Source organism: Halostagnicola alkaliphila, from assembly GCF_055379965.1.
Genome location: NZ_AP043826.1, coordinates 1,072,209 through 1,097,333, shown reverse-complemented (window position 1 = coordinate 1,097,333; position 25,125 = coordinate 1,072,209). Strand labels below are relative to the sequence as shown.

At 61.8% G+C, this 25,125-nt stretch carries 24 protein-coding genes and 1 pseudogene; 11 read left to right on the top strand and 14 right to left on the bottom strand.

Going from position 1 to position 25,125, the window contains the following annotated elements; translation table 11 throughout:
• Window positions 1–13: 13 nt before the first annotated feature.
• A complete protein-coding gene (locus tag ACZ5C7_RS10595) occupies window positions 14–1,093 on the bottom strand; it encodes an archaeosine biosynthesis radical SAM protein RaSEA (protein WP_464376275.1) in 1,080 nt (359 codons plus the stop codon).
• A gap of 197 nt (window positions 1,094–1,290) precedes the next feature.
• Window positions 1,291–1,485, bottom strand: coding sequence for an HVO_0649 family zinc finger protein (locus tag ACZ5C7_RS10590; protein WP_464376274.1), 195 nt, complete (start codon window positions 1,483–1,485; stop codon window positions 1,291–1,293).
• 205 nt (window positions 1,486–1,690) lie between these two features.
• Between ACZ5C7_RS10590 and ACZ5C7_RS10585 the strand changes: the two are divergent.
• From ACZ5C7_RS10585 to ACZ5C7_RS10575, 3 genes and pseudogenes are all read left to right on the top strand, one after another.
• Window positions 1,691–1,912: pseudogene (locus ACZ5C7_RS10585) on the top strand (helix-turn-helix domain-containing protein); the annotation flags it as partial.
• A 123-nt stretch (window positions 1,913–2,035) separates the two neighbouring features.
• Window positions 2,036–2,224, top strand: coding sequence for a DUF1328 family protein (locus tag ACZ5C7_RS10580; protein WP_464376273.1), 189 nt, complete (start codon window positions 2,036–2,038; stop codon window positions 2,222–2,224).
• 208 nt (window positions 2,225–2,432) lie between these two features.
• A complete protein-coding gene (locus ACZ5C7_RS10575) occupies window positions 2,433–4,358 on the top strand; it encodes an aldehyde ferredoxin oxidoreductase family protein (RefSeq protein WP_464376272.1) in 1,926 nt (641 codons plus the stop codon).
• Window positions 4,359–4,419: 61 nt separating this feature from the next.
• On the opposite strand, the gene ACZ5C7_RS10570 is transcribed toward ACZ5C7_RS10575, so the two are convergent.
• Window positions 4,420–5,751, bottom strand: coding sequence for a DUF2238 domain-containing protein (locus ACZ5C7_RS10570; protein ID WP_464376271.1), 1,332 nt, complete (start codon window positions 5,749–5,751; stop codon window positions 4,420–4,422).
• A gap of 101 nt (window positions 5,752–5,852) precedes the next feature.
• Here ACZ5C7_RS10570 and ACZ5C7_RS10565 point away from each other — a divergent pair, with 101 nt between their 5' ends.
• A complete protein-coding gene (locus ACZ5C7_RS10565; RefSeq protein WP_464376270.1) occupies window positions 5,853–6,488 on the top strand; it encodes a metal-dependent hydrolase in 636 nt (211 codons plus the stop codon).
• A 135-nt stretch (window positions 6,489–6,623) separates the two neighbouring features.
• Here the strand turns inward: ACZ5C7_RS10565 and ACZ5C7_RS10560 are convergent, their stop codons facing one another.
• Window positions 6,624–6,779, bottom strand: a complete 156-nt coding sequence (locus ACZ5C7_RS10560; protein ID WP_464376269.1) for a hypothetical protein — start codon at window positions 6,777–6,779, stop codon at window positions 6,624–6,626.
• A complete protein-coding gene (locus ACZ5C7_RS10555) occupies window positions 6,776–7,588 on the bottom strand; it encodes an Lrp/AsnC family transcriptional regulator (protein ID WP_464378431.1) in 813 nt (270 codons plus the stop codon). Before ACZ5C7_RS10555 ends, ACZ5C7_RS10560 begins: the two co-directional genes overlap by 4 nt.
• 235 nt (window positions 7,589–7,823) lie before the next feature.
• Between ACZ5C7_RS10555 and ACZ5C7_RS10550 the strand changes: the two genes are divergently transcribed.
• Window positions 7,824–10,160, top strand: a complete 2,337-nt coding sequence (locus tag ACZ5C7_RS10550) for an amino acid permease (protein WP_464376268.1) — start codon at window positions 7,824–7,826, stop codon at window positions 10,158–10,160.
• A 34-nt stretch (window positions 10,161–10,194) separates the two neighbouring features.
• On the opposite strand, the gene ACZ5C7_RS10545 is transcribed toward ACZ5C7_RS10550, so the two are convergent.
• The 3 genes from ACZ5C7_RS10545 to ACZ5C7_RS10535 form a co-directional block, all read right to left on the bottom strand.
• Window positions 10,195–10,548 carry a hypothetical protein gene (locus tag ACZ5C7_RS10545; protein WP_464376267.1) on the bottom strand — a complete coding sequence of 118 codons (354 nt, stop codon included), beginning with the start codon at window positions 10,546–10,548 and terminating at the stop codon, window positions 10,195–10,197.
• Window positions 10,548–10,808, bottom strand: coding sequence for a MoaD-like domain-containing protein (locus ACZ5C7_RS10540; protein ID WP_464376266.1), 261 nt, complete (start codon window positions 10,806–10,808; stop codon window positions 10,548–10,550). Before ACZ5C7_RS10540 ends, ACZ5C7_RS10545 begins: the two co-directional genes overlap by 1 nt.
• 194 nt (window positions 10,809–11,002) lie before the next feature.
• Window positions 11,003–11,281, bottom strand: coding sequence for a ubiquitin-like small modifier protein 1 (locus ACZ5C7_RS10535; RefSeq protein ID WP_464376265.1), 279 nt, complete (start codon window positions 11,279–11,281; stop codon window positions 11,003–11,005).
• Between the two features lie 189 nt (window positions 11,282–11,470).
• On the opposite strand from ACZ5C7_RS10535, the gene ACZ5C7_RS10530 reads away from it, so the two are divergent.
• Window positions 11,471–11,650: a hypothetical protein gene (locus ACZ5C7_RS10530; protein WP_464376264.1), complete on the top strand. Its 180-nt coding sequence runs from the start codon at window positions 11,471–11,473 to the stop codon at window positions 11,648–11,650.
• A 58-nt stretch (window positions 11,651–11,708) separates the two neighbouring features.
• Here ACZ5C7_RS10530 and ACZ5C7_RS10525 read toward each other — a convergent pair whose 3' ends face one another.
• Complete coding sequence (locus ACZ5C7_RS10525) at window positions 11,709–12,065, bottom strand: hypothetical protein (RefSeq protein ID WP_464376263.1); 357 nt, start codon at window positions 12,063–12,065, stop codon at window positions 11,709–11,711.
• Between the two features lie 149 nt (window positions 12,066–12,214).
• Between ACZ5C7_RS10525 and ACZ5C7_RS10520 the strand changes: the two genes are divergently transcribed.
• Entirely contained in the window at window positions 12,215–13,282 is a 1,068-nt protein-coding gene (locus ACZ5C7_RS10520; protein WP_464376262.1) for a glucose 1-dehydrogenase, read from the top strand.
• A gap of 204 nt (window positions 13,283–13,486) precedes the next feature.
• Complete coding sequence (locus tag ACZ5C7_RS10515; protein WP_464376261.1) at window positions 13,487–14,725, top strand: mandelate racemase/muconate lactonizing enzyme family protein; 1,239 nt, start codon at window positions 13,487–13,489, stop codon at window positions 14,723–14,725.
• A gap of 283 nt (window positions 14,726–15,008) precedes the next feature.
• Here ACZ5C7_RS10515 and ACZ5C7_RS10510 read toward each other — a convergent pair whose 3' ends face one another.
• From ACZ5C7_RS10510 to ACZ5C7_RS10500, 3 genes are read right to left on the bottom strand one after another with little or no spacing between them, the layout of a single operon-like run.
• On the bottom strand, window positions 15,009–15,977 hold the full coding sequence (locus ACZ5C7_RS10510; RefSeq protein ID WP_464376260.1) for a sugar ABC transporter permease: 969 nt from the start codon (window positions 15,975–15,977) through the stop codon (window positions 15,009–15,011).
• Complete coding sequence (locus tag ACZ5C7_RS10505; RefSeq protein WP_464376259.1) at window positions 15,974–17,008, bottom strand: carbohydrate ABC transporter permease; 1,035 nt, start codon at window positions 17,006–17,008, stop codon at window positions 15,974–15,976. Before ACZ5C7_RS10505 ends, ACZ5C7_RS10510 begins: the two co-directional genes overlap by 4 nt.
• A gap of 23 nt (window positions 17,009–17,031) precedes the next feature.
• On the bottom strand, window positions 17,032–18,240 hold the full coding sequence (locus tag ACZ5C7_RS10500) for an extracellular solute-binding protein (RefSeq protein ID WP_464376258.1): 1,209 nt from the start codon (window positions 18,238–18,240) through the stop codon (window positions 17,032–17,034).
• Between the two features lie 305 nt (window positions 18,241–18,545).
• Between ACZ5C7_RS10500 and ACZ5C7_RS10495 the strand changes: the two genes are divergently transcribed.
• A complete protein-coding gene (locus ACZ5C7_RS10495) occupies window positions 18,546–19,682 on the top strand; it encodes an ABC transporter ATP-binding protein (protein ID WP_464376257.1) in 1,137 nt (378 codons plus the stop codon).
• Between the two features lie 52 nt (window positions 19,683–19,734).
• Here ACZ5C7_RS10495 and ACZ5C7_RS10490 read toward each other — a convergent pair whose 3' ends face one another.
• Window positions 19,735–21,870, bottom strand: coding sequence for a DUF7997 domain-containing protein (locus ACZ5C7_RS10490; RefSeq protein ID WP_464376256.1), 2,136 nt, complete (start codon window positions 21,868–21,870; stop codon window positions 19,735–19,737).
• Window positions 21,871–22,089: 219 nt separating this feature from the next.
• Here ACZ5C7_RS10490 and ACZ5C7_RS10485 point away from each other — a divergent pair, with 219 nt between their 5' ends.
• The gene (locus ACZ5C7_RS10485) at window positions 22,090–23,151 is read left to right on the top strand and encodes a TrmB family transcriptional regulator (RefSeq protein ID WP_464376255.1); all 1,062 of its coding nucleotides are present in this window, start codon (window positions 22,090–22,092) and stop codon (window positions 23,149–23,151) included.
• Window positions 23,152–23,154: 3 nt separating this feature from the next.
• Here ACZ5C7_RS10485 and ACZ5C7_RS10480 read toward each other — a convergent pair whose 3' ends face one another.
• Complete coding sequence (locus ACZ5C7_RS10480; protein ID WP_464376254.1) at window positions 23,155–23,880, bottom strand: DUF547 domain-containing protein; 726 nt, start codon at window positions 23,878–23,880, stop codon at window positions 23,155–23,157.
• Between the two features lie 188 nt (window positions 23,881–24,068).
• Between ACZ5C7_RS10480 and ACZ5C7_RS10475 the strand changes: the two genes are divergently transcribed.
• Window positions 24,069–25,100, top strand: a complete 1,032-nt coding sequence (locus ACZ5C7_RS10475) for an AI-2E family transporter (protein WP_464376253.1) — start codon at window positions 24,069–24,071, stop codon at window positions 25,098–25,100.
• Window positions 25,101–25,125 lie beyond the last annotated feature (25 nt).

Here is a 25,125-nt window from a genome sequence, read left to right as displayed (position 1 = left end):
CCCGCAAAAACCGTTATCGCGTCAGCGGCTGGTTGTAGCCGCGCTCGAGGTCCATCACGGCCTCCCAGGTCGCCTCGCACTCGCAACTGACCTGCTCGAAGACCGAGGGATCCTGTCGGAGGTCGAAGTCCTTGATCGCCTTCTGGACGAGGTCGTCGCACTCCTTGCAGTTGTGGGCGCCGCGGTCGGAGCCGTGACCGACAGGGTCGGAGACGACGATCGAGTCGACGTCTGCGGTTTCCTCGAGGACGTGTGCGACCGACCAGAGCCACGGCGGTCGATAGCCGTCGCGGAAGTGAAGCTCGTCGACCATGGTGTAGCGTTGGACGTTACACGGGTTCATCGAGACGGTGTGACAGCCCGGAACGTCGGCACAGCGCTCGATCGAAGAGATCATGTCCTCGACGGCCTCGGGTTCGCTGAGGAACGGCGGTTTCATCAGCAGGTAGGCTTTGATCCCCGCGTTCTCGACCTCGGCCGCGGTCGCGCAGGCGTCCTCGAAATCCGCGAAGTCGAAGTACTTGTTCACGCAGTCGTGGCGAACCCGATCCGTGGCGGTCTCGAGGCCGATCGCGATGTCGGCCTGGAGCCCCTCGTCGGTGAAGTCCGTGAGCTTCTCGCGGTCGACGAAATCCGGCAGGGACTCGAGGACGATCCGTTCTCGGTCGCCGAAGGTTTCGGCGATGGCGCGGCGGGTTTCGGCGCCGACCTCGCGTTCGTCGAGGAACGACCCGGAGGTGTAGATCTTGATGAGTGGCGCTGGATCGTCCGCGTTTTCTGCCTCGTGGGAGAGACAGACGTCGATCTGATCCAACAGGGCGTCGTGGGAGACGCTCCCGCCGTCGACGCTTTCTGCGACGTAGCCACACATCGTACAGCCGCCAGCGCGGGCCCAGCGACAGCCGCCGGTGTTCAGGATGATCGTCAGACTCTCCTTGACGCCGTCGGGCGTGTTGTCCTCGTCGAGCCAGACGCGAGTCGGTTCGTGCGGGTCGTAACTCGCCTCCTTTTCGGAGCGGATCTCCCGCATCACCTGGTTGTGGGCGTCCATGCCCTTGCCCTGCTCGTAGACTTCGGGCGTGGGTGTACTCATTAATCGAAGGAAGCGGTCGGACGCCTAAAGCGCCTTCGTTGCCGCTCGCGTTGTCGGTAGCCGTGGCGTGACCTCCGAACGTCTCGAGATTCACGGCTGTCTCGAGCGATCCCGTGTCGTCTTTGTAGCATTCGCTCGCGGTCGGGAGCCTATGCTACGGGACAATCTATAGCACGACACGATCACGGAGCCGACCCTTATAAGCGAAGCTCTCGCGTTTCGATGGCGTCACAGGACGGGCACACGTGCTGATAGGAAACGCGGTCGCCGCTCGTCCGCACGCGCCATCCGCCGTCGGAATCGACGAATCCGCACTGGCGACAGCGCCGCTCGGCGTCCTCGAACTTCTGTCGAAGCCGGTCGAAGGGGGAACGGGCTTGTTTGGCAGACATGTGCTACCATAGGGCATGGCCCATTATAATTGTCGGGGTGCTCGATCTCGCCTTTCGATCCCCCCAACCACAACACTTCATAGTGAATCCCTACGTAGGTAGGGCCAAGGAGACGATCGACATCGAGTCTACGGACCGAGACCTCGACTCACCGTCGAAGACGGCTGTGGCGCTCGAGCGCGTGGTCGATCCGGCGTGGTGATGGTATCGGACCCGCCTCGAAGAAGAGCTAACCGAACGGTAGTTCGCGGTGATCCAGCGGGCGTACCTGGGCGGCTACTTCGAGTGGCCGCGGCCCGCAACGGGCGGAGAACTTGCCGAGTCCCTTAGCGTCTCGCGACCGACGTTTCACGAGCACTTCCGGAACGCCGAGGCGAAATTCTGCCGAGCGTTTTTCGGGACGGGTAAACACGGTCTGGCCGGTTGACTGCGAAGTCTCTCACGGACAGTGGTTGAAGCCGGGCTTACTCCCCTGTAGCCTGAACTTAGCGATTGGAACGATCCCGGACGGTCGCCGCCGTTTATATATGCCGTCGTGATAGGTCGGTTTATGCTGGAACTCACGACTCCGCTGCAGATCGGTGACGGTGGCTTCCTGTACTGGGCAGTCGTCTTCTTCGTCCTCGCAATCGTTGCCGCCGCGGTCGGTGCTCGTGGTGTCGCCGGGATTTCCATGGAGATCGCACGCATCTTCGTGTTGATCTTCATCATCCTCGCGATCGTGGCGCTCCTGTTGTAATCCGACAGGAGTTCGTTGAAACGTACATACAATCGGTTACGACCGCGCAGGATTTGCCACTCCACTCGTTAGTCTCGAGTGAAGATAAGATGGGGGCATTTTACATTCATCTTTCATAATCCGATCGATGGTACGTAACCATATTTGGTTTCACGTCGTCGGGAAGGACTAACACCACGGAGGACGAAGATAATAGTGAGCATTTACCATGACAGATATCGGCGGCTTTCACGACAACGTCGCACGAATCGACCTCGGAGCGGAGTCGGTCGGCTACGAGTCGATCGACGACGAGGACGCGAAGAAGTATATTGGGGCACGGGGGCTGGGAGTGAAGTACGTCTTCGAACAAGGACCGGATGTCGATCCCCTGGGTCCGGAGAACCTCCTCGCGTTCATGAACGGGCCGCTGTCGGGAACTCAGGTGACGATGAGCGGTCGAATCGCGGTCTGTACGAAGTCACCGCTGACCGGAACCGTCACCGACAGTCACCACGGCGGCTGGTCGGGCGCTCGGCTCAAATGGGCCGGGTTCGACGGCCTACTGTTCGAAGGCGAGGCCGACGAACCGGTCTACGCCTACATCGAGGACGGTGAGGTCGAACTCCGCGACGCCTCCCACCTCTGGGGGAAAGGCGTCCACGAGACTCGAGACACCATCGAGGAGGAGATTGACGGAGCGTACGGCAAGAACCTCTCGATCATGGCGATCGGTCCGGGCGGCGAGAACGAGGTCAAGTACGCCTGCATCGTCAACGAGGACGACCGAGCGTCCGGGCGAGGGGGGACCGGCTGCGTCATGGGTTCGAAGAACCTCAAAGCGGTCGTCGTCAAGTCGACGACCAAGATGCCCCAGCCCGCAGATCAGGAGACGTTCAAGGAGGGCCACCAGCAGGCGATGGCCGCGATCACCGAATCCGACGTGACCGCCCCGAACGAGGGCGGCCTCTCGCTGTACGGGACGAACGTCCTGATGAACATCACCGAGGAGATGGACGGTCTCCCGACGAAAAACGGGGTGTACACCTCCACGGAGAGCATGACCGAGGCCGAGGGCGTCGACCTCGACGCCGAACGCGTCTCCGGCGAGAACGTCCGCGAGAACATCCTCGTCGACGAGCCGACTTGTCACTCGTGTCCGGTCGCCTGCAAGAAGGAAGTCGAAGTCCAGACGATGCACAAGGGCGAGGAGATGAACGTCACGACCGAGTCCTACGAGTACGAGTCGGCCTACGCGCTCGGTCCGAACTCGGGACACACCGACCGCGACGAAATCGCGCTCATGATCGAGCGCTGTAACGACATGGGCATCGACACCATCGAAGTGGGCAATATGATGGCGATGGCCATGGAGATGAGCGAGCAGGGGAAACTCGAGGAGGGCCTCGACTGGGGCGACTCCGAAACGATGATCGACATGATCGAGCGGATCGCCTCCCGCGAGGACGACCTCGCAGACCTGCTCGCAGAGGGGCCGCGTCGCGTTGCGGATCGCAAGGACGCACACGAGAACTCCCTGGCCGTCAAGGGCCAGACCATCGCGGCGTACGATCCGCGGTGTATGAAAGGGATGGGAATCGCCTACGCGACCTCGAACCGCGGAGCGTGTCACCTGCGGGCGTACACGCCAGCAGCCGAAATCCTCGGCGTTCCCGAAAAAGTCGATCCCTACGAGTACGAAGGGAAGGGCGAACTGACCGCCGCCTTCCAGGACCTCCACGCCATCTCCGACAGCTTCGACATCTGCAAGTTCAACGCCTTCGCCGAGGGAATCGAGGAGTACGTCCTCCAGTACAACGGCATGACCGGACTCGAGCACACCGAAGACGACCTGCTCGAGGCCGGCGAACGGATCTACAACTTGGAGCGGTACTACAACAACCTTGCCGGCTTCGACGGCGCGGACGACTCCCTGCCGGCACGATTCCTCGAGGGCGAGGACGGAATTGCCGGACAGGGCGCGAGCGAGGGCGAGTTCTGCGAACTCGAAGAGATGAAAGACGAGTACTACGACCACCGCGGCTGGGTCGACGGCGTCGTCCCGGACGAGAAACTCGAGGAGCTGGAAATCGACATCGGGCCCGGAACCGGCGTGAGTTCGGGCGGCGGCGCGACGGCGACCGGCGACGACTGATCGCCGAGGTCGTTCGAACGACCCGTATCGTACTCGAATCGATTCGACTTTTGTCCCACCGTCATCCCCGCTCGAGGACCGACCATCCCTCGAGGAGATCCGTCACGGCGTCCGTCACGTCCGTAAGGTAGGGAAGCCCCCACAGCGCGACGACTGTGGCGCCGATCGTGTTGAACACGAGATCGGTCATCGTGTCGTCGAGGCCGTGCTGGGCGAGGGGCATCTGTAGCCCCGTAAGCCCGGCGACGGTGTCGAAGCCGAACTCGCCGATCTCCCAGAAGACGCCGAACGAGACGACGAAGAGAACGACGATCCCCGGAAGCAGTTTCACCGGAACGTGAACGTCGTCGCGACGTTCGTCGAGCGTTCGGATCGCAACGTAGCCGACGCCGCCGACGAGCGTCGCCGAGAGCGGGTGGGTGAGGTTGTGCCACCAGAACGAGCGATCGTAGATGTAGAACGATCCCGCCGCATGCAAGAAGACGACTGCCGTAATCCACAGCACCAGCCCCGAATCGAACGGGATCTCGTACCGTCGTCGAAGAATTGTCGGAATAAACGTGATTACGAGCATCCCGACTCCGTTGGAAACGGCGCCGGTATCGAACGTAACGAGTCCGTACGCGGCTATAACGACCAAGCCAGCGCGCATCGCGTGAACGGCTCCTCGCTGAGTGTTCGCTTCGAAGGGAAGGCGTTCCTCGAGCGACGGATGATCGTCGCTGTCGGTCTCGATAGCGAAGACTTCCTCGTCGATCCCGTCGATGGGTGCCGACACGAGTTCTTCGCCGGGAAAGCGCCGGTAGTACAGATCGAAGAGCACGCCGGCGAAGAGCCCGGCTACGGTTGTGGTGATCAGCAACCACATCACCTGCGCGTTGCTCGCGAGCACGTCGGCACCCGAAACGAGGTCGTAAAGCCACGTGATCGTCGCCCACGCCGCCGCGGTCGCCCCAGCTAACATCGTGACGAACGAAACGGCGCTCCACCGCTCGAGTTGGACCTCGGTGAGCGCGTGAACCTCGAGCGTGAGCGCGAGCGCGAGGATCGCCCCGCCGGCGTACAATATCAGCTGACGACTCCAGAGATCCGGTGCGAACGCCGCGCCGATCAGCGGGATGACTGCCACGACCATCACTTCCCAGGGAAGTGCGGCGCGTTTCGATCCGAGCGCGATCGTCGGAACGAGCGCGATCGTCGTGACGGTCGCGGCGAACAGTAATTCGTGAACGGAACCGTAGTAGAGCGCTCGAACGCCGATGAGAATTGTGACGGCGACAGCGATCCACGAGAGGTAGGCGTTCGTCAGTTCGCCGTGAAACGCTCGGGTCGGAGTTCGTGCCATCGTTTGATAGAAGCGGGCGTCCCGCCGGTCGCGAGATTTTCGACTCACCTACGACGCTATTCGGGAAACGTTCGAGGCTTGCAAAGGATCCGAAACGCTTGCTTTCTCACCCGACGAACATATGCCCTCGACGCTCGTATCGCCGACCGATGATGGCCACGACCCACGTCTTCGCAGGGCTCGTGCTCGCCGCCGCCGTCGCGCTCTTTGCACCCCAATTCGCACTCGTCGTCGCTCTCGCGGCGATTTTCGGCGGGTTCTTTCCCGACCTCGATCTTTACGCAGGCCACCGAAAGACGCTCCACTATCCGGTTTACTACTGGGCGCTCGCGCTTCCGGCCGGCACGCTCGCGATAGGGGTTCCGAGCGAGACGACGGTCGGCCTTTCCGTCTTCTTCCTCGCCGCGGCCCTCCACTCGTCGACGGATCTCCTCGGCGGCGGTCTCGAGCTGAAACCGTGGCGGGGAACCTCGGATCGAGCGGTGTACAGCCACTATCACGGTCGCTGGCTCGAGCCCAAACGGTGGGTGCGCTACGACGGAGCACCGGAGGATCTCGCGCTCGCAGGTGTGCTGGCGATCCCCGGACTACTCGTCTTCGATGGGGTCGTCCAAACGCTTTTGCTCGCTTTGCTCGCGGTGTCGGTCGGCTACGCCGTCGTCAGAAAGCCGCTCGTCTCGATCGCCGAGTGGGTGATCGATCGGACGCCCGATTCAGTTCTGGCGTACGTTCCCGAGCGATTCCTCTCGCTCGAGGACGAAGATACCGGACGAGTCGTCGATTGAGGAGGACGGTCGATGCTAGTCGGACTTTCAGGAACGGTAGCGGATGGTCTCAGACCGACTCACACTTCGGGTTCGAGGGCTATCGCTCGTAACTGGTGGCGATAGACACAGTATGCCGAGTATACGCGCTCGTACTCACGGCTCGGAGTTGAATTCGTACGTAGCGATCTCGCTCGAGTCGCAGTTCGGACACGCATCGCGTTCTTCCTCGAGCGTCGTCCCGCAGTTTCGACACTCGTAGTGCGGATCGTCGTCAGTTAACAGCCCCGTGAGAACGTCTTTGAGTGTCATTGCGAATCAATCGGGTCTCGTTCCAGTTCTTGGCTGGGCTCGGCTGTGGTTGTCTGAAAGCTATCGAGTGTCCGGTCATCGATTCCGTCGCGTGAGAGGACGGTCACCACGTCGTCCGCCCGGATCCTCGTCTCACCCCGCGGTGTCAGAACGGTGCCGTCCCGCTCGATGGCGACGACGAGAAGGTCGTCCGGGAGAACGCCGTTTTTCCCCGCCTCCTCGAGCGTGTAGTCGCGGATCTCGGATTCGGAACCGACGGTGACTTCGACGACGTTCGCGTCGCCGGTCAGGCTGATCACGTCCATCGGCGTCGGATCCGTCGCCGTTTCGTCGGGGCCGTAGGGCGTGTACGGGCGCGAGATTTCGTCCTGAACGAGATCCTCGTCTTCGATTTCCGCGCCGAGTTCGGATAACGCGCGCCCGATGCGCTCGAGCGATTTCGTATCCGCGCCGACGGCGAGTACGTGGAGGTTTCGTCGGCCGGTCATCAGTTTTCGGACGTTGATAACGCCGGGGATCGTGCTCACCTTCTGTGCGATCGCCTCGCGGTTTTCGACGGGGACGTTACACTGAAAGAGCGTCGTCAATCCGCCGTCTGCGGACTCGAAATCGACCGACGTGTGATAGCCGCGGATGATACCGTGGTTCTCGAGTTGGTCGATCCGATTGCGGATCGTCGCCGGGGAAACGCTGACCTCCTCGGCGATCATGGGAGCCGACGTGTTGCGCGCGTCGGCCATCAGCGCATAGATTATCCGCCGATCGATCTCGTCGAGGCGGTATCCCGAGTCGGGACGGCGGTTAGCGATAGAGACTCACCCTCATTGGTCACTGGCCTGGTTTTCACGATAGAACAATAAATAGCCCACGGATTATTCAAACCGCATTTTCACCTCGAATAGCTACGGAAGCGAAAATCCTACCGATACAAATATATGTTCTGACTGATTTCGCATCCTAGACACACGCAGTTCACCAGCGGCCGTGCGGTTTACCGGCAATCGTGTGGGTTTCGGCCCCAATATCGGGGGAGACGATTACACCATGTCTGATCAAGAACTCGCTCGCGACTTGGGATTCATCGAGGCGTACACGCTCGGGCTCGGAACGATGATCGGTGCCGGTATTTTCGTTCTCCCCGGTATCGTCGCGGACGCAGCGGGCCCCGCGAGCATGATCTCGTTCCTGATCGGCGGCGTCATCGCGTTACTCGCGGCCCTCTCGCTGTCGGAGTTGGCGACCGGGATGCCGAAAGCCGGCGGAAGCTACTACTACGTCAACCACGCGTTGGGCAGTTTCTTCGGAACGATCGTCGGCTGGGGGATGTGGGCCGGCTTGATGTTCGCGACGGCGTTCTACATGCTCGGCTTCGGGCAGTACCTTCTGGGACTCCCCTCGGAGGCGTTTTCTGTGATTCTCGCCGGGCTGGCGATGACGTCGTTACTCGTCGCCGTCAACTATCGCGGCACCAAGGAGACGGGGTCGTTACAGAACGTCATCGTCGTCATGCTCGTCGGATTGATTCTCCTCTTCATCGTCGTCGGTCTCTTCGCGATCGATCCCGACCTTCTCGAGCCGTTCGCACCGGAAGGGACGCCTGCTATCGGCGCAACGGCGGGCACCGTTTTCGTCGCATTCATCGGCTTCGAAGTGATCGCGACGAGCGCCGAAGAGATCAAAAACCCCGGTCGAAACCTCCCGTTGTCGATGATCGCGGCGGTCGTCACGCCGACCATCCTCTACGTTCTCGTCATGCTCGTTAGCACCGGAACGCTTCCGGTGTCGGAACTGGCCGACTCCGAGGTGCCGGTCGCCGACGTCGCCGCTGACGCCACCGGTCAGTTCGGCGAACTCGTATTCGCGGGATACGGCCAACAGTTCGCGACCGCCGGTTCCATCGTGATGATCGTCGGCGCGATTCTGGCGACCATCTCCTCGGCGAACGCGTCGATCCTCTCGGCTGCGCGCGTCAACTTCGCGATGGGGCGGGACAAGATCCTGACGAACTGGCTCAACGCGATTCACGAGGAGTACCGGACGCCATATCGCGCGATTCTCGCAACCGGTGTCGTCATCCTCGCGCTCGTCGCCAGTCCGCTCCCGATCGCGACGCTCGCCGACGTGGCGAGTTTCACGTTCCTCATCACGTACGCGCTCGTCCACGTCGCCGTCATCGTCCTTCGACGCGCCGATCCGGACGAGTACGACCCGACGTTCCGGATTCCGTCGGTACTGTATCCGATCGTTCCGATACTCGGATTTCTCACGTGTATCGCGGTCATGTTCCAGATGCCGCGCGTCGTGCAACTGATCGGCATCGGCGTCGTCGCCGTCGGAATCTGTTGGTATCAGTTCTACGCGAAAGAGCAGGCGATCTCGACGACACTCATCGGCGAAGCGGTCGCCCCGCAATCGGAGGACACGCTCGACGAGGACGTTTATCGCGTCGTCGTCCCCGTTGCAAATCCCGAAACCCAGCGCCCGCTCATCAAGTACGCCGCCGCGAGTGCCGCGGGTCAGGACGGCAAGAGCGAACTCGTCGCGGTCAACGTGATCGAGGTGCCACCCCAGACCTCGCCGGCACAGATCGAGTTCGAAGAACAGCGAGTCGAGCGCCAGCAGACCCTCCTCGACAACGTTCGCGACGCTGCGACCGACCTCGACGTCACGGTGAGAACGCGGGCTATCGTCGGTCGAGACGCGGGCGAAACGCTGCTCTCGGTCGTCGAGCAAGAGTACGCGAATCACATACTGTTGGGATGGGCGGGGAGCCGACGCCGCCGAGACGTCATTTTCGGATCGACGATCGATCCGCTGCTCGAGCGGGCGCCGTGTGAGGTGACGCTGGTCAAGGACCCGAGCGAGTCGCCGAACGATATCGTGACGCTCGCGGGCGGCGGCCCGCACGCGCCGGTATCCGCTCGACGCGCAGGTGAGCTTCGGCGAGCGTTCCCCGAGAGCACGTTAACGTTGTTGAACGTGCAGCCGAAGGCGGACGCCGACAGCAGTGTGGATGCGGACGAGAGTGCCGACTCGAGTGAAGATGCCGAAGAGCAACTCGCCGAAAAAGCCGATCCGAAACAGGCCGGCCGGGAGACGATCGAAACCGTCGCAGCCGATGCGGGGCTCTCCGAAGACGACTTCGAGTCGCGCGTGCTCGTGGGCGACGACGTGCAGGAAACGCTACTCGAGGCGACCGCGGAGTACGAGACGGTCTGTATCGGCGCGACGGGAACGAGCACCGTCGCGCAGGCGCTGTACGGATCGCTCCCACAGCGCATCGTCCGGCAGTCCGAGGGCACGTTCCTCATGGCCCGCGGCGAAGCTCGGTCGCCGCGGACGTTCCGGCAGGCGCTGATCCAGCGGTTAGAGAGCGAGTAGTACAACAACCGCTAGATCGAGAATTCGGCCGCTTTCAGGTTCCGATAATCAGCGGGTCGCGAATCTCGAGTGCCGCTTCGAACTCCGCGAGCCGATCCTGACGTCTGCCGATCCGCGCTAGTTGCGCTTCGTGGGCGCGGCGAACCGCCGACGTTTCCCGGCGGTTCCAGTCGAAGCGCTCGCCGATATCCTCCCAGTGGCCCCACTCGACGAGGAACGCACAGCGGTCCTCGTCCTCGAAGACGGACTCGTACTCCCGACGGTACCGCTCGAGATCCGGTTCGAGTCGCTCCTGTGCCCGCTCGACGAGCGCCGGGAGCCGGGTCGGGGGGACGCTGGCTTTCGCGGCGGCGAGGACCAGGATCTGTCCCTCGATCGGATCCGCCATCAGCCACCCGCTCGCATCGCTTTTTGTGCAAATTCCTCGACGAGTTCCTCGAGATTGTCGCCTTCACCCTCGAAGACGACGGTCACCTCGGTGAGCGTAAGCGACGGGCCGATTCCGACCGTCTCCGAGCTGATCGACGCCGACCACCGATCGCTCTCGACGGTGGTGTCGTCGACCCGTTCGCCCCCGAGATTCCGCAGATAGCGAACCGCGAGCCGTTCGGAAATCCCCCGAAAGGAGCGCTCGATACGCCGTGTCATACACGCTCTTCGGGTACCAGCCGAATAAAGCCATCTTCGACGGCGAAACTGCATGCAAGGTTCGCCGACGAGAGACATTCGAGGGTGGAATTGGGAACCCGCGATAGGCTGAACGCCCGTCTCCAGTTTGAACCGATTGCCCGCCTCGAACCGATCAGCCATCGCGTGCCGATCGCCCACCCACCCTGAACCGGTCATCCGCCCGCAACCGGCGGAAAGACAGAGAGTCGGTCCCCGTCCTCGAGCGGCGTCTCCGGACCTGCCATATGAACGACATCTCGGCCGTTTTTTAGCACGCTCAGCTGCGGTCGAATCGAACCGTCTTCGAGTAACTGACCTTCGAGTCCGTCGTATTCGGCCTCGAGTGCGCCGAGAACGTCGCCGACGGATGCGCCGTCCTCGACCGTCCGGCGCTTTTCTTTCTGGCCGACAGCCTCGCGGAAGGTTGCGAAGAATCGGAGCTCGAGTTCCATATCGGTCCCTTGTCGGCTATCGACATAAGTTCGGGCGATGTGGCCTCCGCGCGAACGGTTGAATTACGAGCGGACGTTCATCGGGCAAAATCTACGTCGTTATGGCGTGCTATCTGACCCCTCATAAACGGACGGGGGTATCCACCGACAACAACTTATTGACGAGTGGATTATCCACTCTCAACAGGTATGTGCGAGCGTTCCACGAACTGCTCGAAGGAGGATGCGTGTCAGCTCATCGTTCGGAACAACGACACCGGAATCGAGACCGTCGAGTACTACTGCAAGGCACACCTCGTCATCCGAATCTGTGAAGTCGAAGACGACGAGGGGCTAGCTGTCGTCGACGCGACGAAACTCTGGAACTGAGCCATCCCACAGAGCACACCGCCGCCGACTGGCGTGCTCGCCGAACGAGTACGCTCCGTTACTCCTCGCTCGCAGTTGCCGGCGACGGATACGAGAGGGACTCGAACCCCGCACGATCGAGGATCGCTTCGATACTCTTCGCACCCAGTTCTTCCGCCGCTTGTGCGGAGTCCGCATCCACGTCGACGAAAAGACGAAACGATATCGCGATCGTGTACGGGTCGAACGGTGCCGCGGGATGTTCGTACACCTCGGCATCGAGACTGTTCCAATCGATTACGCCGTTGGTCTCCACTTCGATCAGCGACTCGAGCGCCTCGGCGATTTCGTCCGTCGCTTCGTCGCAGGCGGTCGTGTCGGTGCCTTCGTGGAGCGTTACGAGCGTCTGAGTCTCGCGCGAGACGGTGTATGCCATAGGTATGCTACCAAGCCGGGAGCATTGAACGCTTGGACTGTGGGAGCCACCGTTGTCTGTCAGCAGCCGTCGTTACCCCAATAGACGGTCCGAGAGTATTTACTCGCTATCAGGTAAATTTATTGTTGCGCGTCGTCTGTGTTCGAGCAATGAAAGCGATCGCAGTCGAACCAGGTGCCGGCGATCTTACCGTCGTCGAAAAACCGATACCCGAGCCGACGGCCGGCGAAGCGCTCGTCAGAACGCTTCGCGTCGGCGTCGACGGCACCGACCACGAGGTCATCCGCGGTGCACACGGCGAACCCCCCGAGGGGAGCGACCGCCTCGTTCTCGGTCACGAGGCGGTCGGCGTCGTCGAGGATCCGAACGGAACCGATCTCGACGCCGGCGACATCGTCGCGCCGACGGTCCGCAGGCCGCCGGATGGGACAAACGAGTACTTCGAACGCGGCGAACCGGATATGGCACCCGAGGGAGCATACCTCGAGCGCGGCATCGTCGGCGAACACGGGTTCATGGCGGAGTACTTCACCAGCCCCGCCGACACGCTCGTCCCGGTACCCCGCGATCTCGCACCGCTCGGCTTTCTGGTCGAACCGATCAGCATCACCGAGAAAGCGCTCGAGCACGCCCAGGCGGCCCGCTCGGCGGTTCACTGGGAACCCGAATCAGCGATCGTCCTCGGAAACGGCTCGCTCGGACTCGTGACCCTCGCGATGTTCGAGGAGGTCCTCGAGATCGATCGAACGTACTGTCTGGGACGGCGGGACAGGCCCGATCCGTCGATCGATGTCGTCGAGGATCTTGGCTCGACGTACGTCGACTCACGAGAAACGCCCGTTTCCGAGATTTCCGAAGCCTACGAGCCGATGGATCTCGTCTACGAGGCGACGGGATACGCCAAACACCCCTTCGAGACGGTCGAGGCGCTCGCACCGAACGGCGTCGGCGCGCTCGTCGGCGTCCCCGACGACTGGTCGTTCGAGGTCGACGGCGGACGGCTCCACCGGGAACTTGTCCTTCACAACAAGGCCCTCGTGGGAACTGTTAACTCACACCGCGGCCACTTCGAGGCTGCCATCGATACGCTCTCGTCGATTCCGGAGTGGATTACCGACGACCTCGTTACCGGCGTTTACGCCCTCGAGAACTTCGAACGGGCCTTCGAACAGGACGATTCGGTGATCAAGACGGCGGTCGAGTTCGACACGATCTGATCGAACGCGGACTCGAGACGAGCCGACTACGGACCGTTCGAGAGACCTGCGGACGATCGTCGGCCGGATTCACGTCGATCCGCCGGCGGCACAAGGACTATTTGCTGGCTCGCTGGAATGGAACACACAGACCGCACGAGTCCGGCTGCGAAATGTATTCACAGGATAGAAAAACATTACTATGATACGAGTAACTCATTAGTCATGGGAGTCGATTACTCACAGCTACACGATCCGAACGCCGAGTACACGATGCGGGAACTGTCCTCGGAAACGATGAACGTTACGCGCGAGCGCGGGGGCGACAGGGACGTCGAAATCACGGACATCCAGACCACGATGGTCGACGGCAACTTCCCGTGGACGCTGGTCCGTATCTACACCGACGCCGGTATCGTCGGGACCGGCGAAGCCTACTGGGGCGCGGGTGCGCCCGAACTCATCGAGCGCATGAAACCGTTTCTGCGGGGCGAGAACCCGCTCGACATCGACCGCCTGACCGAACACCTCGTCCAGAAGATGTCCGGCGAGGGCTCGATCGGCGGCGTCACCGTCACCGCGATTTCGGGCATTGAAGTCGCACTGCACGACCTGGCGGGCAAGATCCTCGAGATTCCGGCCTACCAGCTTTTGGGCGGCAAGTACCGCGACGAGGTTCGCGTCTACTGCGACTGTCACACCGAAGACGAAGCCGACCCGATCGCTTGTGCCGACGAAGCCGAACGCGTCGTCGAGGAGCTAGGTTACGACGCGCTCAAGTTCGACCTCGACGTTCCGTCCGGTCACGAAAAGGACCGCGCGAACCGCCACCTTCGCGGCCCCGAGATCGACCATAAGGTTTCGATCGTCGAAGCGATCACAGAGCGCGTCGGCAGTCGCGCCGACGTGGCCTTCGACTGTCACTGGACGTTCTCCGCCGACAGCGCAAAGCGGCTCGCGACGGCGCTCGAAGAGTACGACGTCTGGTGGCTCGAGGACCCCGTCCCGCCGGAGAATCACGACGTTCAGCGGGAGGTCACCCAATCGACGACGACGCCGATTACCGTCGGCGAGAACGTCTACCGCAAACACGGTCAGCGCCAGCTCATCGAGAAGCAGTCCGTCGACATCATCGCCCCCGACATGCCGAAAGTCGGCGGCATGCGCGAGACCAGAAAGATTGCGGATCTGGCGGACATGTACTACATCCCGGTCGCGATGCACAACGTCGCCTCGCCCGTCGCCACGATGGCCTCGGCCCACGTCGGCGCGGCGATTCCGAACTCGCTGGCCGTCGAGTACCACAGCTACGAACTCGGCTGGTGGGAGGATTTGGTTCAGGAGGACGTCATCGAGGACGGCTCGATCGAGATTCCCGAGAAGCCGGGTCTCGGCCTGACCCTCGATATAGACGTCGTCGAAGAGCGGATGGTCGAGGGCGAAGAGCTCTTCGACGAGGCATAAGACGCGTCACGTTCGTTGAGCTCTGCTCAGCGTTGTTCGGCGCTGAGGACTCGAGGCGCGCGGTTCGAACGTGTTGAGACCGCGTTCGGATCCAAACTCCAATCCATAGCAACAGAGAGTCTGTCCGCGCCACCGGTTTTCTTCGGTCGGTTTTTCGCTCCTGCATGCGCCTACGACTCGAGAAGCTAAACTCGAAATTCGAGGCTTCCCGTCGACTCGAGGAGAACATCTCGCTCTCCGTACGTATGCGGGCTGAAAAACGGAAAGACGACCAGAACAGCGATTACCCTTCCATGCCGCCGAATGAGAGCCCGCTTTCGACGTAGCTCTGTGCGAGGAAGTAGATGATCGCGACGGGCAGCGCGAACAAGATTGCGAACGCCGAGAACTCCGTCCACGGGGTTTCGTAACTTCCGCCCGCGATGAGCGCATAGAGTTCGACCGAGAGCGTGTAGTTGTGGGATTGGAGTAACGTCTGGGCGATGATGAACTCGTTCCAGCCCGCGAGGAACGTAAAGACCAGCACGACGGCGATGCCGGGCTTCGACAGCGGAAGGATCACCTCGCGGATAACCTGCAACTGGCTCGCGCCGTCGATGACGGCCGCTTCCTCGTAGGAGACGGGGATGTTGTCCATGAAGGTCTTGAGCAGCCAGGTGTTGAACGGGATCGCCCCCGCGGCGTAGAACACGCCGAGCACGAGGAGGTTGTTATCCAGCCCGAAGTTGACGAACAGGGCGTAGAGCGCGATCAGCGTCGCGATCGACAGCCCCGCGCCGACCTGCGTAAACAGGACGTAACCGTAGAGGATCCCACGTCGGCCGAGGAACTTTCGGCGCGAAAGCGCGTACGCGCCGGGGATGATCACCGACATCGAGACCGCTACGGTGATCGAGACGACGATGATACTGTTTCCGAGCGCGTGCACGAAGTTCGATTCGAAGAGCACCCACCGGTAGGCGTCGAGGTTGTACGTCGTCGGATCGGCGAAGATACCGTCGGTGCTCATCAATCCGGCCCCTTGCGAGAGCGACGCGGCGAACACCCAGTACACCGGGAACAACAGGATAATCATCATCGTGAAGGCGCCCGCCGTCCCGAGACCCGTCTTCGCGACGTCGGTGACGGACCGCCGACCGGTTCGCACCTGTTCGACGGTCGTCCGAGCCGATTCGGCGACCCGCTGCGGCCAGGTTAGTTTGTTGACTGTCCATCGACCGACGAAACTGGTGTAGCGATTGAAACGACTCATGCGGAATCGATTCCCTCCGCGAGTTTTCCTTTCTTGACGGCGAGCCACATGAACATGCCGATGAAGGCGATGGCGGTGACCATGATCGCCGAGGCGAACGCGTACTCGTTCAGATCGATGGCTTCACGGTAGCCATAGAGGATCAGCAGTTCGTTCTGTCGAGACGGGCCGCCCCGATTGAAGATGAACGGAATCAAGAACTGCTGGAACGAGGTCGCGGCGGTCAGGATCGACGCGAAAAGCACCGGCCGCTTGATCGACGGAAGCGTGACGTGCAAGAACCGATGAACGTAGCCCGCACCGTCGACTTTCGCGGCGTCGTGGAGATCCATCGGCACGTCCTGTAACGCGCTCACGATGATGATCACCATGAACGGGTACGCCAGCCACACCTCCGTCGTGACGTAGGCGAAGAACGCGCTCCAGCGGCCGCTAAGCCAATTGATCGGAATATCGGCGAGCAGGATATCCGGCGCTGAAAGCGCCACGAAGAACAGGAGACTGTCGAGCGCCCCGACGAGTCCTGAAACGATGGAGTTGTACGTTGCGACCAGCTGGTTCAGCGGACCGTACCGAGCGCCGCTGAACATGCCGTCCCAGACGGTTATCACGAAAATCGCCGGGAACCCCATCGGGACGATCACGAGCGCCCGCATGTATCGTTTCCCGACGACTCGAGCGTGGGTCAGAACCATCGCGATCCCGATCCCGAGCACGACTTTGATGGCGAGACTGATGGCGAGAAACAGCCACGTGATCCCGAACGAGCGCCAGAACTGCGGGTCGGTGAACAAGGCGACGTAGTTGTCGAACCCGACCACTGAGGCCTCGCCGCCGATGACCGTTCCGGCGTGGGTCGCGTCGGTAAACGAGAGGTAGACGAGAAACGCGATCGGGAACAGCATGAACGAAAGGAACAATACGACGCCGGGGGCGACGAGCAAGAGTCCGGCGAGTCCGACGTTTTGAACGTCGAACGGCAGGCGTCGCTGCCCGTGGTCGGAAACGCGGGATCTGAGTGAGGAAGACATGGATACTCTGAATCAGGCGCGCGTTAGTCCCAGCGGTCGCGGATCTCGTCGGCGGTCGATTCCATCGCTTCTTCGGCGCTCTCGTCGCCGTGGAACACCCGCTCGAGGCCCTCCTCGAGGGGGTCCCAAATCTGGTCGGACTTCGGATGTGTCGGAAGCGGCGTCCCCATCTCGACGGTCTCGGCGAAGGTTTCGACGTCCTCGCCGAGGTCGTCGTCGCCGTCGGCGTAGTCCTGATGAACGGGGATGAGCCCCTGAATTTCTGCGTTATCGACGATCGCCTCCTCGTTGGTCGTGTACCACTCGGCCCACTCGATCGTCGTCTCGAGTCCGTCCTGGTCGGCCGCTTCGAGTTCCGAGGTGAAATACCAGACTTGCACGCCAGTATAGGGCGTCGGATCGCCGCCGTCGATGTCGGGAAGCGGTGCCACCTCCGCGTCGACGCCGGCGTCGCGGAACCCGTCGAGTTCCCACGGGCCGTTGATCGCGAACGGCGCGTTTCCGTCGTTGAAAATCGGCACTTGACTATCGTAGTCGGGATCGCCGGGAACGTACGGCCAGATGGAGTCCTCGAGGAGTTCGACACCCTCGATGAACTCCTCGTCTTCGATACCGAGCTCTTCGGTCTCTTCGTCGAACAGAGAGCCGCCGAAGGCCTGCAGCCACGCGCTCGGGAAGTACGGATCGACGGCCGGCATCGAGAGCCCGTACTGGTTGTTTTCCGGGTCGTGGTGTTCTTCCATGATCTCAACCATCTCCGAGAGCGTCTCGGGCGGCTCGTCGACGTACTCCGGATTGTACATCAGGGAAACGGTCTCGATCGCGTACGGTAGTCCGTAAACCGCACCCTCCCACTGGACCGCCTCGACCGCGTTTTCCGTGAAGGTCTCCTCAAGGTCGATCTCGAGGTCGTCGCTCGCGTCGTAGACGAAATCTTGCTCGTGGTACTGGCCGATCCAGTCGTGCGCCCAGTTAAACGTCTCTGGCCCCTGTTCGGCTGGAAGCGCCGTTTCGAGCTCCTCTTCCATCTCGGCGGGTGATTCCGCGTTGAGCTCGTCCGCTCGGTCGCCGTTGAACTCCTCGAGATACTCCTCGAACGCGTTTTCTTGTGCCTCGGTAAAATCGTACCAGGCGGTCGTTCCCTGATCTCCCCCGGTGATTCGACTCAAACACCCTGCGACACCGACCGTTGTCAGTCCGCCAATCCCCGTCAGTAGCTGTCTGCGTTCCATTGACATGGTGGAAACAGTGATGTATTATATCTTCATATATTTAGTAGTTAGGTTCGAAGCCGCGCTATCCGGGACGCAAACGAGAAACGGGCCGCTACAGGCCCTATACAGGGGAGATAGAGTGTATCGAAGAATTGTGTAGAACACGAGTGTCTGATAGAGTGTTTCGGCTCAAATGCCATATTGAACGCCCAAACCATCCGAACAGCGGATCTCGAGATGTGCAATTATATGTTGTAATATTACTTCTTATATTCTAATTTTTGGGAAAGGGTTTTACGTCCCCTCGACGAACCACTGGCCAAATGGCACGAGTCAGGGTCGAATCGCTTCGAAAGGAGTACGACGTTGGAACGGTCGTCGCCGTCGACGACCTGAATCTCGAGATCGAAGACGGTGAGTTCGTCACCGTCGTGGGACCGTCGGGATGCGGAAAGACGACGACACTCCGGATGTTAGCCGGGCTCGAGGAACCGACATCGGGAACGATCTCCATCGGCGGGGAGGATGTCACGGACGTACACGCGAAAAACCGTGACGTCGCGATGGTCTTCCAGAACTACGCGCTGTACCCGCACAAGACCGTCTTCGAAAACATGGCGTTCGGGCTCCGGATGAGCACCGACATGAGCGAGGCCGAACGGGAACAGCAGGTCGTCGAAACCGCTGAGATGATGGACATCGAGGGATTGCTCGAGGACAAACCCGATCAGCTCTCGGGCGGGCAGAAACAACGCGTCGCCCTCGGACGAGCGATCGTCCGCGAACCGGACGTGTTCCTCTTCGACGAGCCGCTTTCGAATCTCGACGCCAAGCTTCGAACGACGATGCGCGCGGAGATTCAGCGCCTCCAGAACGAACTCGGCATTACGGCGGTTTACGTCACCCACGACCAGCACGAGGCGATGACGATGGGCGACCGGATCGTTATCCTCGACGGCGGAGAGCTCCAACAACTCGGAAAGCCGACGGACGTCTACGAGAACCCCACCAACGAGTTCGTCGGCGGCTTCATCGGCTCTCCGTCGATGAACTTCGTCGATGTCGACGCAGAGACTCGCGGAGACGCCGTTCGTCTCACTGGCCTCGAGGGCGAGTTTGACTTCGAACTCTCGGCGGCGTACGTGGATCAACACGTCGACTCCCTCGATTCGAGTCGGTACACGCTGGGGATCCGTCCGGAGAACGTCGTGTTCGCCGACGATGCTCGAAACTCGATTACCGCACGCGTTTCGGTCGTCGAACCGGTCGGCTCGGACAACTTCCTGCACCTCGATATCGCGGGCGAGTTCATCGCTCGGGTCGATCCGGCTATCGAACCCCGGCCTGGTGAAGACGTGACGCTCACGTTCGACGAGGACGATATCCACCTCTTCGATTCCGAAACCGGCCGCGATCTCCTCGGCTCGTCCGAAGAGCTCCAGGCCATGGCAACGTCCTGAACCGAAACCAACCGCACGATCGCCTACAAAACGAAATTCTCGCGAATCTCCCTTACTCCCGCAGCGACGGCTGCGTATCGACAGCGGGCGGGGCCGAGTGCTCGAGGTCCGCGAGCGCAGTTCTCGTCGCGAGACCCAACGCGTGGGGCCACCCTAACGGCGTCGCACAGTCCGGAGTCCCGTCGTCGAACACCTGCTCGGGGAGGTACCCGCCGGCAAAGCGAAGCGGTCCGTCCAGCTCCACTGCGGAGAGCAGCGCTTTCGCTCGCTCGCTGAACCGACCGGCAGCGGCGTGGTCGTTCGTCGCGAGCAGCTCCTCGAGTTCGACCCCGGCGTGGGCACCCCACGCCGTCGTCACGGTCCAAATTTTCGGCTGGGTTTGGTCGCGAATCCGCCACGGATCGTCCTCGAACCTCGCCAACCCCTCGACCGGTCCGTCGGGGTTCCGCCAGAGACCCTCGATGGTCGTTTCGACGTGAGAAACCAACCGGTCGAGTCGCTCGTCGTCGACCCTCCCACGCTCGAGGCGTTCGTACTCGTTATGGGCCGACGCGAGCGCGAACGTGCTGCCATCCAACCGATCGTCGACCGTTTCATCGTCGAGTCGAAGGGCGTAGATTCCGCGTTCTGGGACCCACAGGTCGTCGATCGCGCCGTAAACCGACCGAGCGCGTTCGGTGGCGGTCTCGCGGCTACTCTCCTCAAGGGGCGCGCGCGCAATCGCCGCGTAGGCCTCGAGAAACGTCGCCGCAGTGTGGGTGAACCGCCCCGTCATGTTCTCCCAGGCGTTCTGGACGCGGGTCGGCAGGCCGTCGTCCTCGAGCGAGGCGTCGAGGCCGTCCATCGCGGAGAGCAGCGAGTCGCGAACGCGCTCGTCCGAGGGATCGACGACGCGGAGATAGGTCGCGAGGTACGTCGCGACGCTCGCGGTCTGGTCGGCCTGATAGTCGGCCGTCGCCTCCGATCCGTTCTCGAGTCGCCCGTTCGCCCAGCCGGGCGCGAGTCGGCCGCTGTGGGGCCAGACTCGGTGTGGCCAGGTGCCGTCGGGACGCTGGGCCTCGGCGTAGAACCGGGCGCTTTCCTCGTGCCAGTCCTCGAGCCCGAGTCCGGCGCGACGGTCCGCGGCGAGCAGGAACCGCGATATTTCCGCGTCGTCCCGGAACCACGTGTAGCCGTACCCGCCGGAGTATCGGTAGTACGGGTCGAATTCGGGGCCCGCAATTCGAGAGCCGCCCGGAGCACGCAACAGCTGAAGCGCCCGAAGGTCCTCGAACGCACCCTCAACGGTCGCATCCGCCGGAGCGTCCCGTCCCAAACCGATCCGCTCGGCCTGGGTTCGGCCCGCCTCGAGGAGGGATTCGCGAGTTGCGTGGTCGGTTGCACCGGCGTGTACGCGCTCGAGCGCGTCTGTCCGGGTTTGCTCGTCCGCGTCGGTGAGAAGCGTGGCGACCGTCGCCCGCGGGGTCGACCCCTCGAGTTGGACCGCCGCCATGGCGATGGGACTGAGCCGGCCGTCCTCGTAGCGACCGTCGTCCGAAGAACGGGGGAGCCTGCTCGGCTCCGAATCGAGGAGTTCGTCGAACGTCTCGGGAACCTGTCCGGTCACCTCGAGCTCCGTCGACGCGGTGAGAACGTCTCGTTCGCTGTCGTGGTGGACCTCGACGGCGTCGTCGTGCCAAAGCTGTCCGACCTGTCCGGCCCGTCCGTCGGGTGCGAAGCCGAGACAGGCCTGGAGCGTGATATCCTCGAGATCACCGTCGGCGCCGACTTGCGTCTCCGAGATCCCGTTCGACGGAGTTTCGCGTTCCTGATCCGTCTCCTCGGAGACGGTTTCGAGGACGAAATGCGTGAGGTGGAGTCGGCCCAGCGTCAGATCGTACTGTGAAATCGCGTAGCCGCGAACGCGATGGACGGTTTCGACGACGGCGGTTCTGCCGACGTATCGCTGGATTCCGTCATCGAACCAGTGGACGGAGTCGCCAACGTCGATACCGAACCGCGATCGATCGACGCCGACCAATCCCGACAGCGGATACGAGTAGTCGCTAATAGCGCCCTCGGGCGACACGTGGACGAGTCGATCGTCGAGACCGGAAAACAGCCCCTTCGTCGACCGACGCTCGCCAGCGAAGCGGCGATCGCTTCCCCGAACGCGCTTGAAGTCGTTCAGGGCGGTATGTAGTGTCATCGTATCTCACCAGTACATCCCACGGGGATTAAAGTTTGTTGTAATATTTATTCTCACTTTTCACCTCGCCATCGTCGGACATCCCTGCTCGTTCGTCCAATCGGCGATGGAGCCGTGCCGACAACAGCTCGGGCGCGATCGGGGCGTCCTCGTCAACGTCAGCGGCCGACAGCGAATCTTTTTCAGGGACCGACCCAATCTGTGACGTACTGCATATACATGGATCAAGACGGGCTCACCGACCTGCTCGAACGATTCGGGCTCTCCGAAAAGGAGATCGACACGTACCTCGCGATTCTCGAACACGGAGAGTCGAAAGCGAGCACGATTTCGGACGCCGCCGACGTCTCCAAGCGGTACGTCTACAGCATCAGCGAAGCGCTCGAGAAACGGGGGTTCGTCGAGGTCGACGATCACGCGGTTCCGACCGTTATCAGACCGGTCCCGCCCGAAGCGGTCGTCGACCGGTTGACCGATAGCGTCGAAGCGATCGAGCCGGGAATTCGGTCGCGCTACACCGCGACCGAGCGAACCGGCGAGCAGTTCGAGGTGATCAAATCCCGCCAGACAGTTCTCAAGCGAATCGAAACGTTGCTGTCGAACGCGGAGACGGAAGTCACGCTCTCCCTGCCGACCGAGATACTCCCAAAGATTAGATCCACGCTCGAGGAGACGGTCGACCGGGGCGTTCTCGTCTTGCTCTTGCTCGGTGCGACTGACGACAACGACCCGAACATCGCGACGTTTACCGGCACTGCGAGCACGGTCCGGACCTGGGACGCGCTGGTTCCGACGATGATGACGACCGACCAACGCCACGGCCTGCTCGCACCCAGTCAGTTGTTGACGAGTACGACGAGCGAGACGAAAGCGATCGCACTCAGTCAGGAGCAGTTGGTCCCCGTCTTCGTCGGCTCGTTTCTGGCGAACTACTGGCCGACCGCCGACGAGCGGTACGTGACGACGCCCGCGGCGCTCCCCGAAACCTACGACGGGTTTCGAAACGCGGTGTTTCAGGTCGCGCTCCACGAAGCGGCGAACGCCACGATCGAAGCGACGGTCACGGGGTCGCCCGTCGGCGATCGAGACCTCCCGTCGACGCTTTCGGGTCCCGTCGTTTCCGTCCAGCAGAGCCTCGTCCGTCCCGTCACCTCGACGTTCCCCGTCGAGAACTCCTTCGAAATCGACGTCGACGGCGAGCGGTACAAAATCGGCGGGAGCGGCGCGTTCCTCGAGGACTTCGAGGCCGAGTCGGTGACGCTCGAGTACCTCGAGGAGTAACACTCACTCTCGGTTCTGGGTCGTTTCGATATCGACCGACTCGCCGTACGTGCTCTCGTACTCGAGTCGCGGCGTCGCGGTTTCCGGAAGGGCGTCGTACTCCCGCAAAAACTCGAACACGCCGCTTTCACCGCCGAAATCGCCGCGGTACCAGAGGAACAAAAACGGGACGGTTGCGGTGTTCGATCCCGCGTCGTAGACGACGGTTTCCTCGAGGTACCACTCGGTCGTCAGATCGAGTTCTTCGTCCACGTCCGCCGACGAGAACACCGTCGAAGGTGGGCCGGTTTCACCGACCCGACTCAGCGCGAAGTGAATTCGCGGGTCGACCGACTCGAGCCGAAATTCGCGCTCGAACGACGAAGGGAAGGGCCGCGGAAGGTATCCCAGCCCCCACGGATGTTTCGATCCCCGAAGCATCCCGTGTTCGATGTCCGCGAGGCTCAACCAGACGCCCGCAATCGGAATGCAATCGCGCGCGTAGAACTTCCATCGCTCGAGCGAACTCCCGTCGAAGACCGACGGATCGTCTTCACACAGGAGGTGAAGATACGCGTTGTAACAGTTGAGCCAGAACGCGAGTCGCTGCTCTCGTCCGCGGAGCGACCGGCGGAGGTGCGACCGTTCGAGCGCAGCGAGGTGGCGCTGTAACCCATCGACATCACCGTCCGTCTTGATTTCGTACAGCAGATCGGACGACAAAGAGAGGGGGTCGAGCTGAGTCGACATTCGGGTATCCATAGGTGCACCAGATTCTTGAAAGACTGTGGCGGGTGCGGACGACTGTCGCGCCTGCGAACACGTTACTATCTTGGCAACCGTCGTTTTCCGGCTGGTAGACGCTCGTATTCGATACGTTCATCGATTGGAACGAGCCCCTGCCGGTTTTATCCGAGTATCCGTTGACGGATACGAGTGTGAACCGCAGGAAAGGATACCTCCTCGCCCTATTGGCCGTCTTCGGCTATCTGTCGCTGCTACTGGTACTTCCGTTCGCCCAGTACGTGCTAACCGCGGTACTGATCGCGTACATTCTCTCGCCGCTCCAGCGTCGCCTCGAAGAGCGGATGTCCTCGACCATCGCCGCGTTCTCGTTGGTTATCCTCGCGGTCGTGGCGTTCATCCTTCCGTTCATCCTCGTCGTAATCGCCATCGCGGATGACGCCGCTAGAATGGCGCAGAATCTCGATCCTGAAGGACTCCAGCTAACAGAAATCGAAGAGTATCTCGAAAGCGAGTTCGGCCTCGGAGTCGATATCGCCTCCTCGGCCGCCGATCTCGGCCAGCAACTAGGAACGACGGTGCTCGAGCAGTCGACGGCGTGGCTCAGCACGATTACGCACGCTTTGGTCGGGATCGGGCTCGCGCTGTTTCTCATTTACTACCTGCTCAAAGACGGCGACGTGCTCTACGGTTGGGTCCGTGAGATGACCCCCCTTCCAGAGGACGTACAGAACGACCTCTACACGGAGCTCGACGAAGTCATGCGAGCCGTCCTCCTCGGTCACGTCCTAATCGCCATGGCGCAGGGTCTCATCGCGGGCCTCGGCTTTTTCGTAACCGACATCCCGAACGCCGCGTTCTGGACGGCGTTGATGATCGTCCTCGCACTCATTCCGCTCGTCGGGACGTTCCTGGTCTGGGGGCCCGCGGTCGGATACCTGGTGTTAACCGGAGAGCCGCTGTTCGCCGTCGGATTATTCGTCTACAGTGCCATCATCGTCGGCGTCTCGGACGACTATCTTCGTCCCATCGTGGTCGACCGCTACGCGGACATCAACCCCGCCGTGATCATCGTCGGGGTCCTCGGGGGCGTCTACGCGTTCGGATTCATGGGACTCTTCTTCGGTCCCGTCGTTCTGGGGGCGTTTATCGCGACGGTTCAGGTGGTCGACGAAAACTACGACCGACTCGAGGAGACGAGCGGGCGATCAGGCGAGCCCGAGTGAGAAGAGGTACCGAGACGCTCGCGGA

Bases quoted from the DNA above. Each gene is read 5' to 3' on its own strand.
- ACZ5C7_RS10540 (WP_464376266.1), bottom strand. From the start codon at position 10,808: ATGACACGGCGTATCGAGCGCTCCTTTCGGGGGATTTCCGAACGGCTC.
- ACZ5C7_RS10590 (WP_464376274.1), bottom strand. From the start codon at position 1,485: ATGTCTGCCAAACAAGCCCGTTCCCCCTTCGACCGGCTTCGACAGAAG.
- ACZ5C7_RS10495 (WP_464376257.1), top strand. From the start codon at position 18,546: ATGGCACGAGTCAGGGTCGAATCGCTTCGAAAGGAGTACGACGTTGGA.
- ACZ5C7_RS10480 (WP_464376254.1), bottom strand. From the start codon at position 23,880: ATGTCGACTCAGCTCGACCCCCTCTCTTTGTCGTCCGATCTGCTGTAC.
- ACZ5C7_RS10525 (WP_464376263.1), bottom strand. From the start codon at position 12,065: ATGGCATACACCGTCTCGCGCGAGACTCAGACGCTCGTAACGCTCCAC.
- ACZ5C7_RS10520 (WP_464376262.1), top strand. From the start codon at position 12,215: ATGAAAGCGATCGCAGTCGAACCAGGTGCCGGCGATCTTACCGTCGTC.
- ACZ5C7_RS10515 (WP_464376261.1), top strand. From the start codon at position 13,487: ATGGGAGTCGATTACTCACAGCTACACGATCCGAACGCCGAGTACACG.
- ACZ5C7_RS10580 (WP_464376273.1), top strand. From the start codon at position 2,036: ATGCTGGAACTCACGACTCCGCTGCAGATCGGTGACGGTGGCTTCCTG.
- ACZ5C7_RS10535 (WP_464376265.1), bottom strand. From the start codon at position 11,281: ATGGAACTCGAGCTCCGATTCTTCGCAACCTTCCGCGAGGCTGTCGGC.
- ACZ5C7_RS10490 (WP_464376256.1), bottom strand. From the start codon at position 21,870: ATGACACTACATACCGCCCTGAACGACTTCAAGCGCGTTCGGGGAAGC.
- ACZ5C7_RS10560 (WP_464376269.1), bottom strand. From the start codon at position 6,779: ATGACACTCAAAGACGTTCTCACGGGGCTGTTAACTGACGACGATCCG.
- ACZ5C7_RS10530 (WP_464376264.1), top strand. From the start codon at position 11,471: ATGTGCGAGCGTTCCACGAACTGCTCGAAGGAGGATGCGTGTCAGCTC.
- ACZ5C7_RS10575 (WP_464376272.1), top strand. From the start codon at position 2,433: ATGACAGATATCGGCGGCTTTCACGACAACGTCGCACGAATCGACCTC.
- ACZ5C7_RS10545 (WP_464376267.1), bottom strand. From the start codon at position 10,548: ATGGCGGATCCGATCGAGGGACAGATCCTGGTCCTCGCCGCCGCGAAA.
- ACZ5C7_RS10485 (WP_464376255.1), top strand. From the start codon at position 22,090: ATGGATCAAGACGGGCTCACCGACCTGCTCGAACGATTCGGGCTCTCC.
- ACZ5C7_RS10500 (WP_464376258.1), bottom strand. From the start codon at position 18,240: ATGGAACGCAGACAGCTACTGACGGGGATTGGCGGACTGACAACGGTC.
- ACZ5C7_RS10550 (WP_464376268.1), top strand. From the start codon at position 7,824: ATGTCTGATCAAGAACTCGCTCGCGACTTGGGATTCATCGAGGCGTAC.
- ACZ5C7_RS10510 (WP_464376260.1), bottom strand. From the start codon at position 15,977: ATGAGTCGTTTCAATCGCTACACCAGTTTCGTCGGTCGATGGACAGTC.
- ACZ5C7_RS10595 (WP_464376275.1), bottom strand. From the start codon at position 1,093: ATGAGTACACCCACGCCCGAAGTCTACGAGCAGGGCAAGGGCATGGAC.
- ACZ5C7_RS10505 (WP_464376259.1), bottom strand. From the start codon at position 17,008: ATGTCTTCCTCACTCAGATCCCGCGTTTCCGACCACGGGCAGCGACGC.
- ACZ5C7_RS10565 (WP_464376270.1), top strand. From the start codon at position 5,853: ATGATGGCCACGACCCACGTCTTCGCAGGGCTCGTGCTCGCCGCCGCC.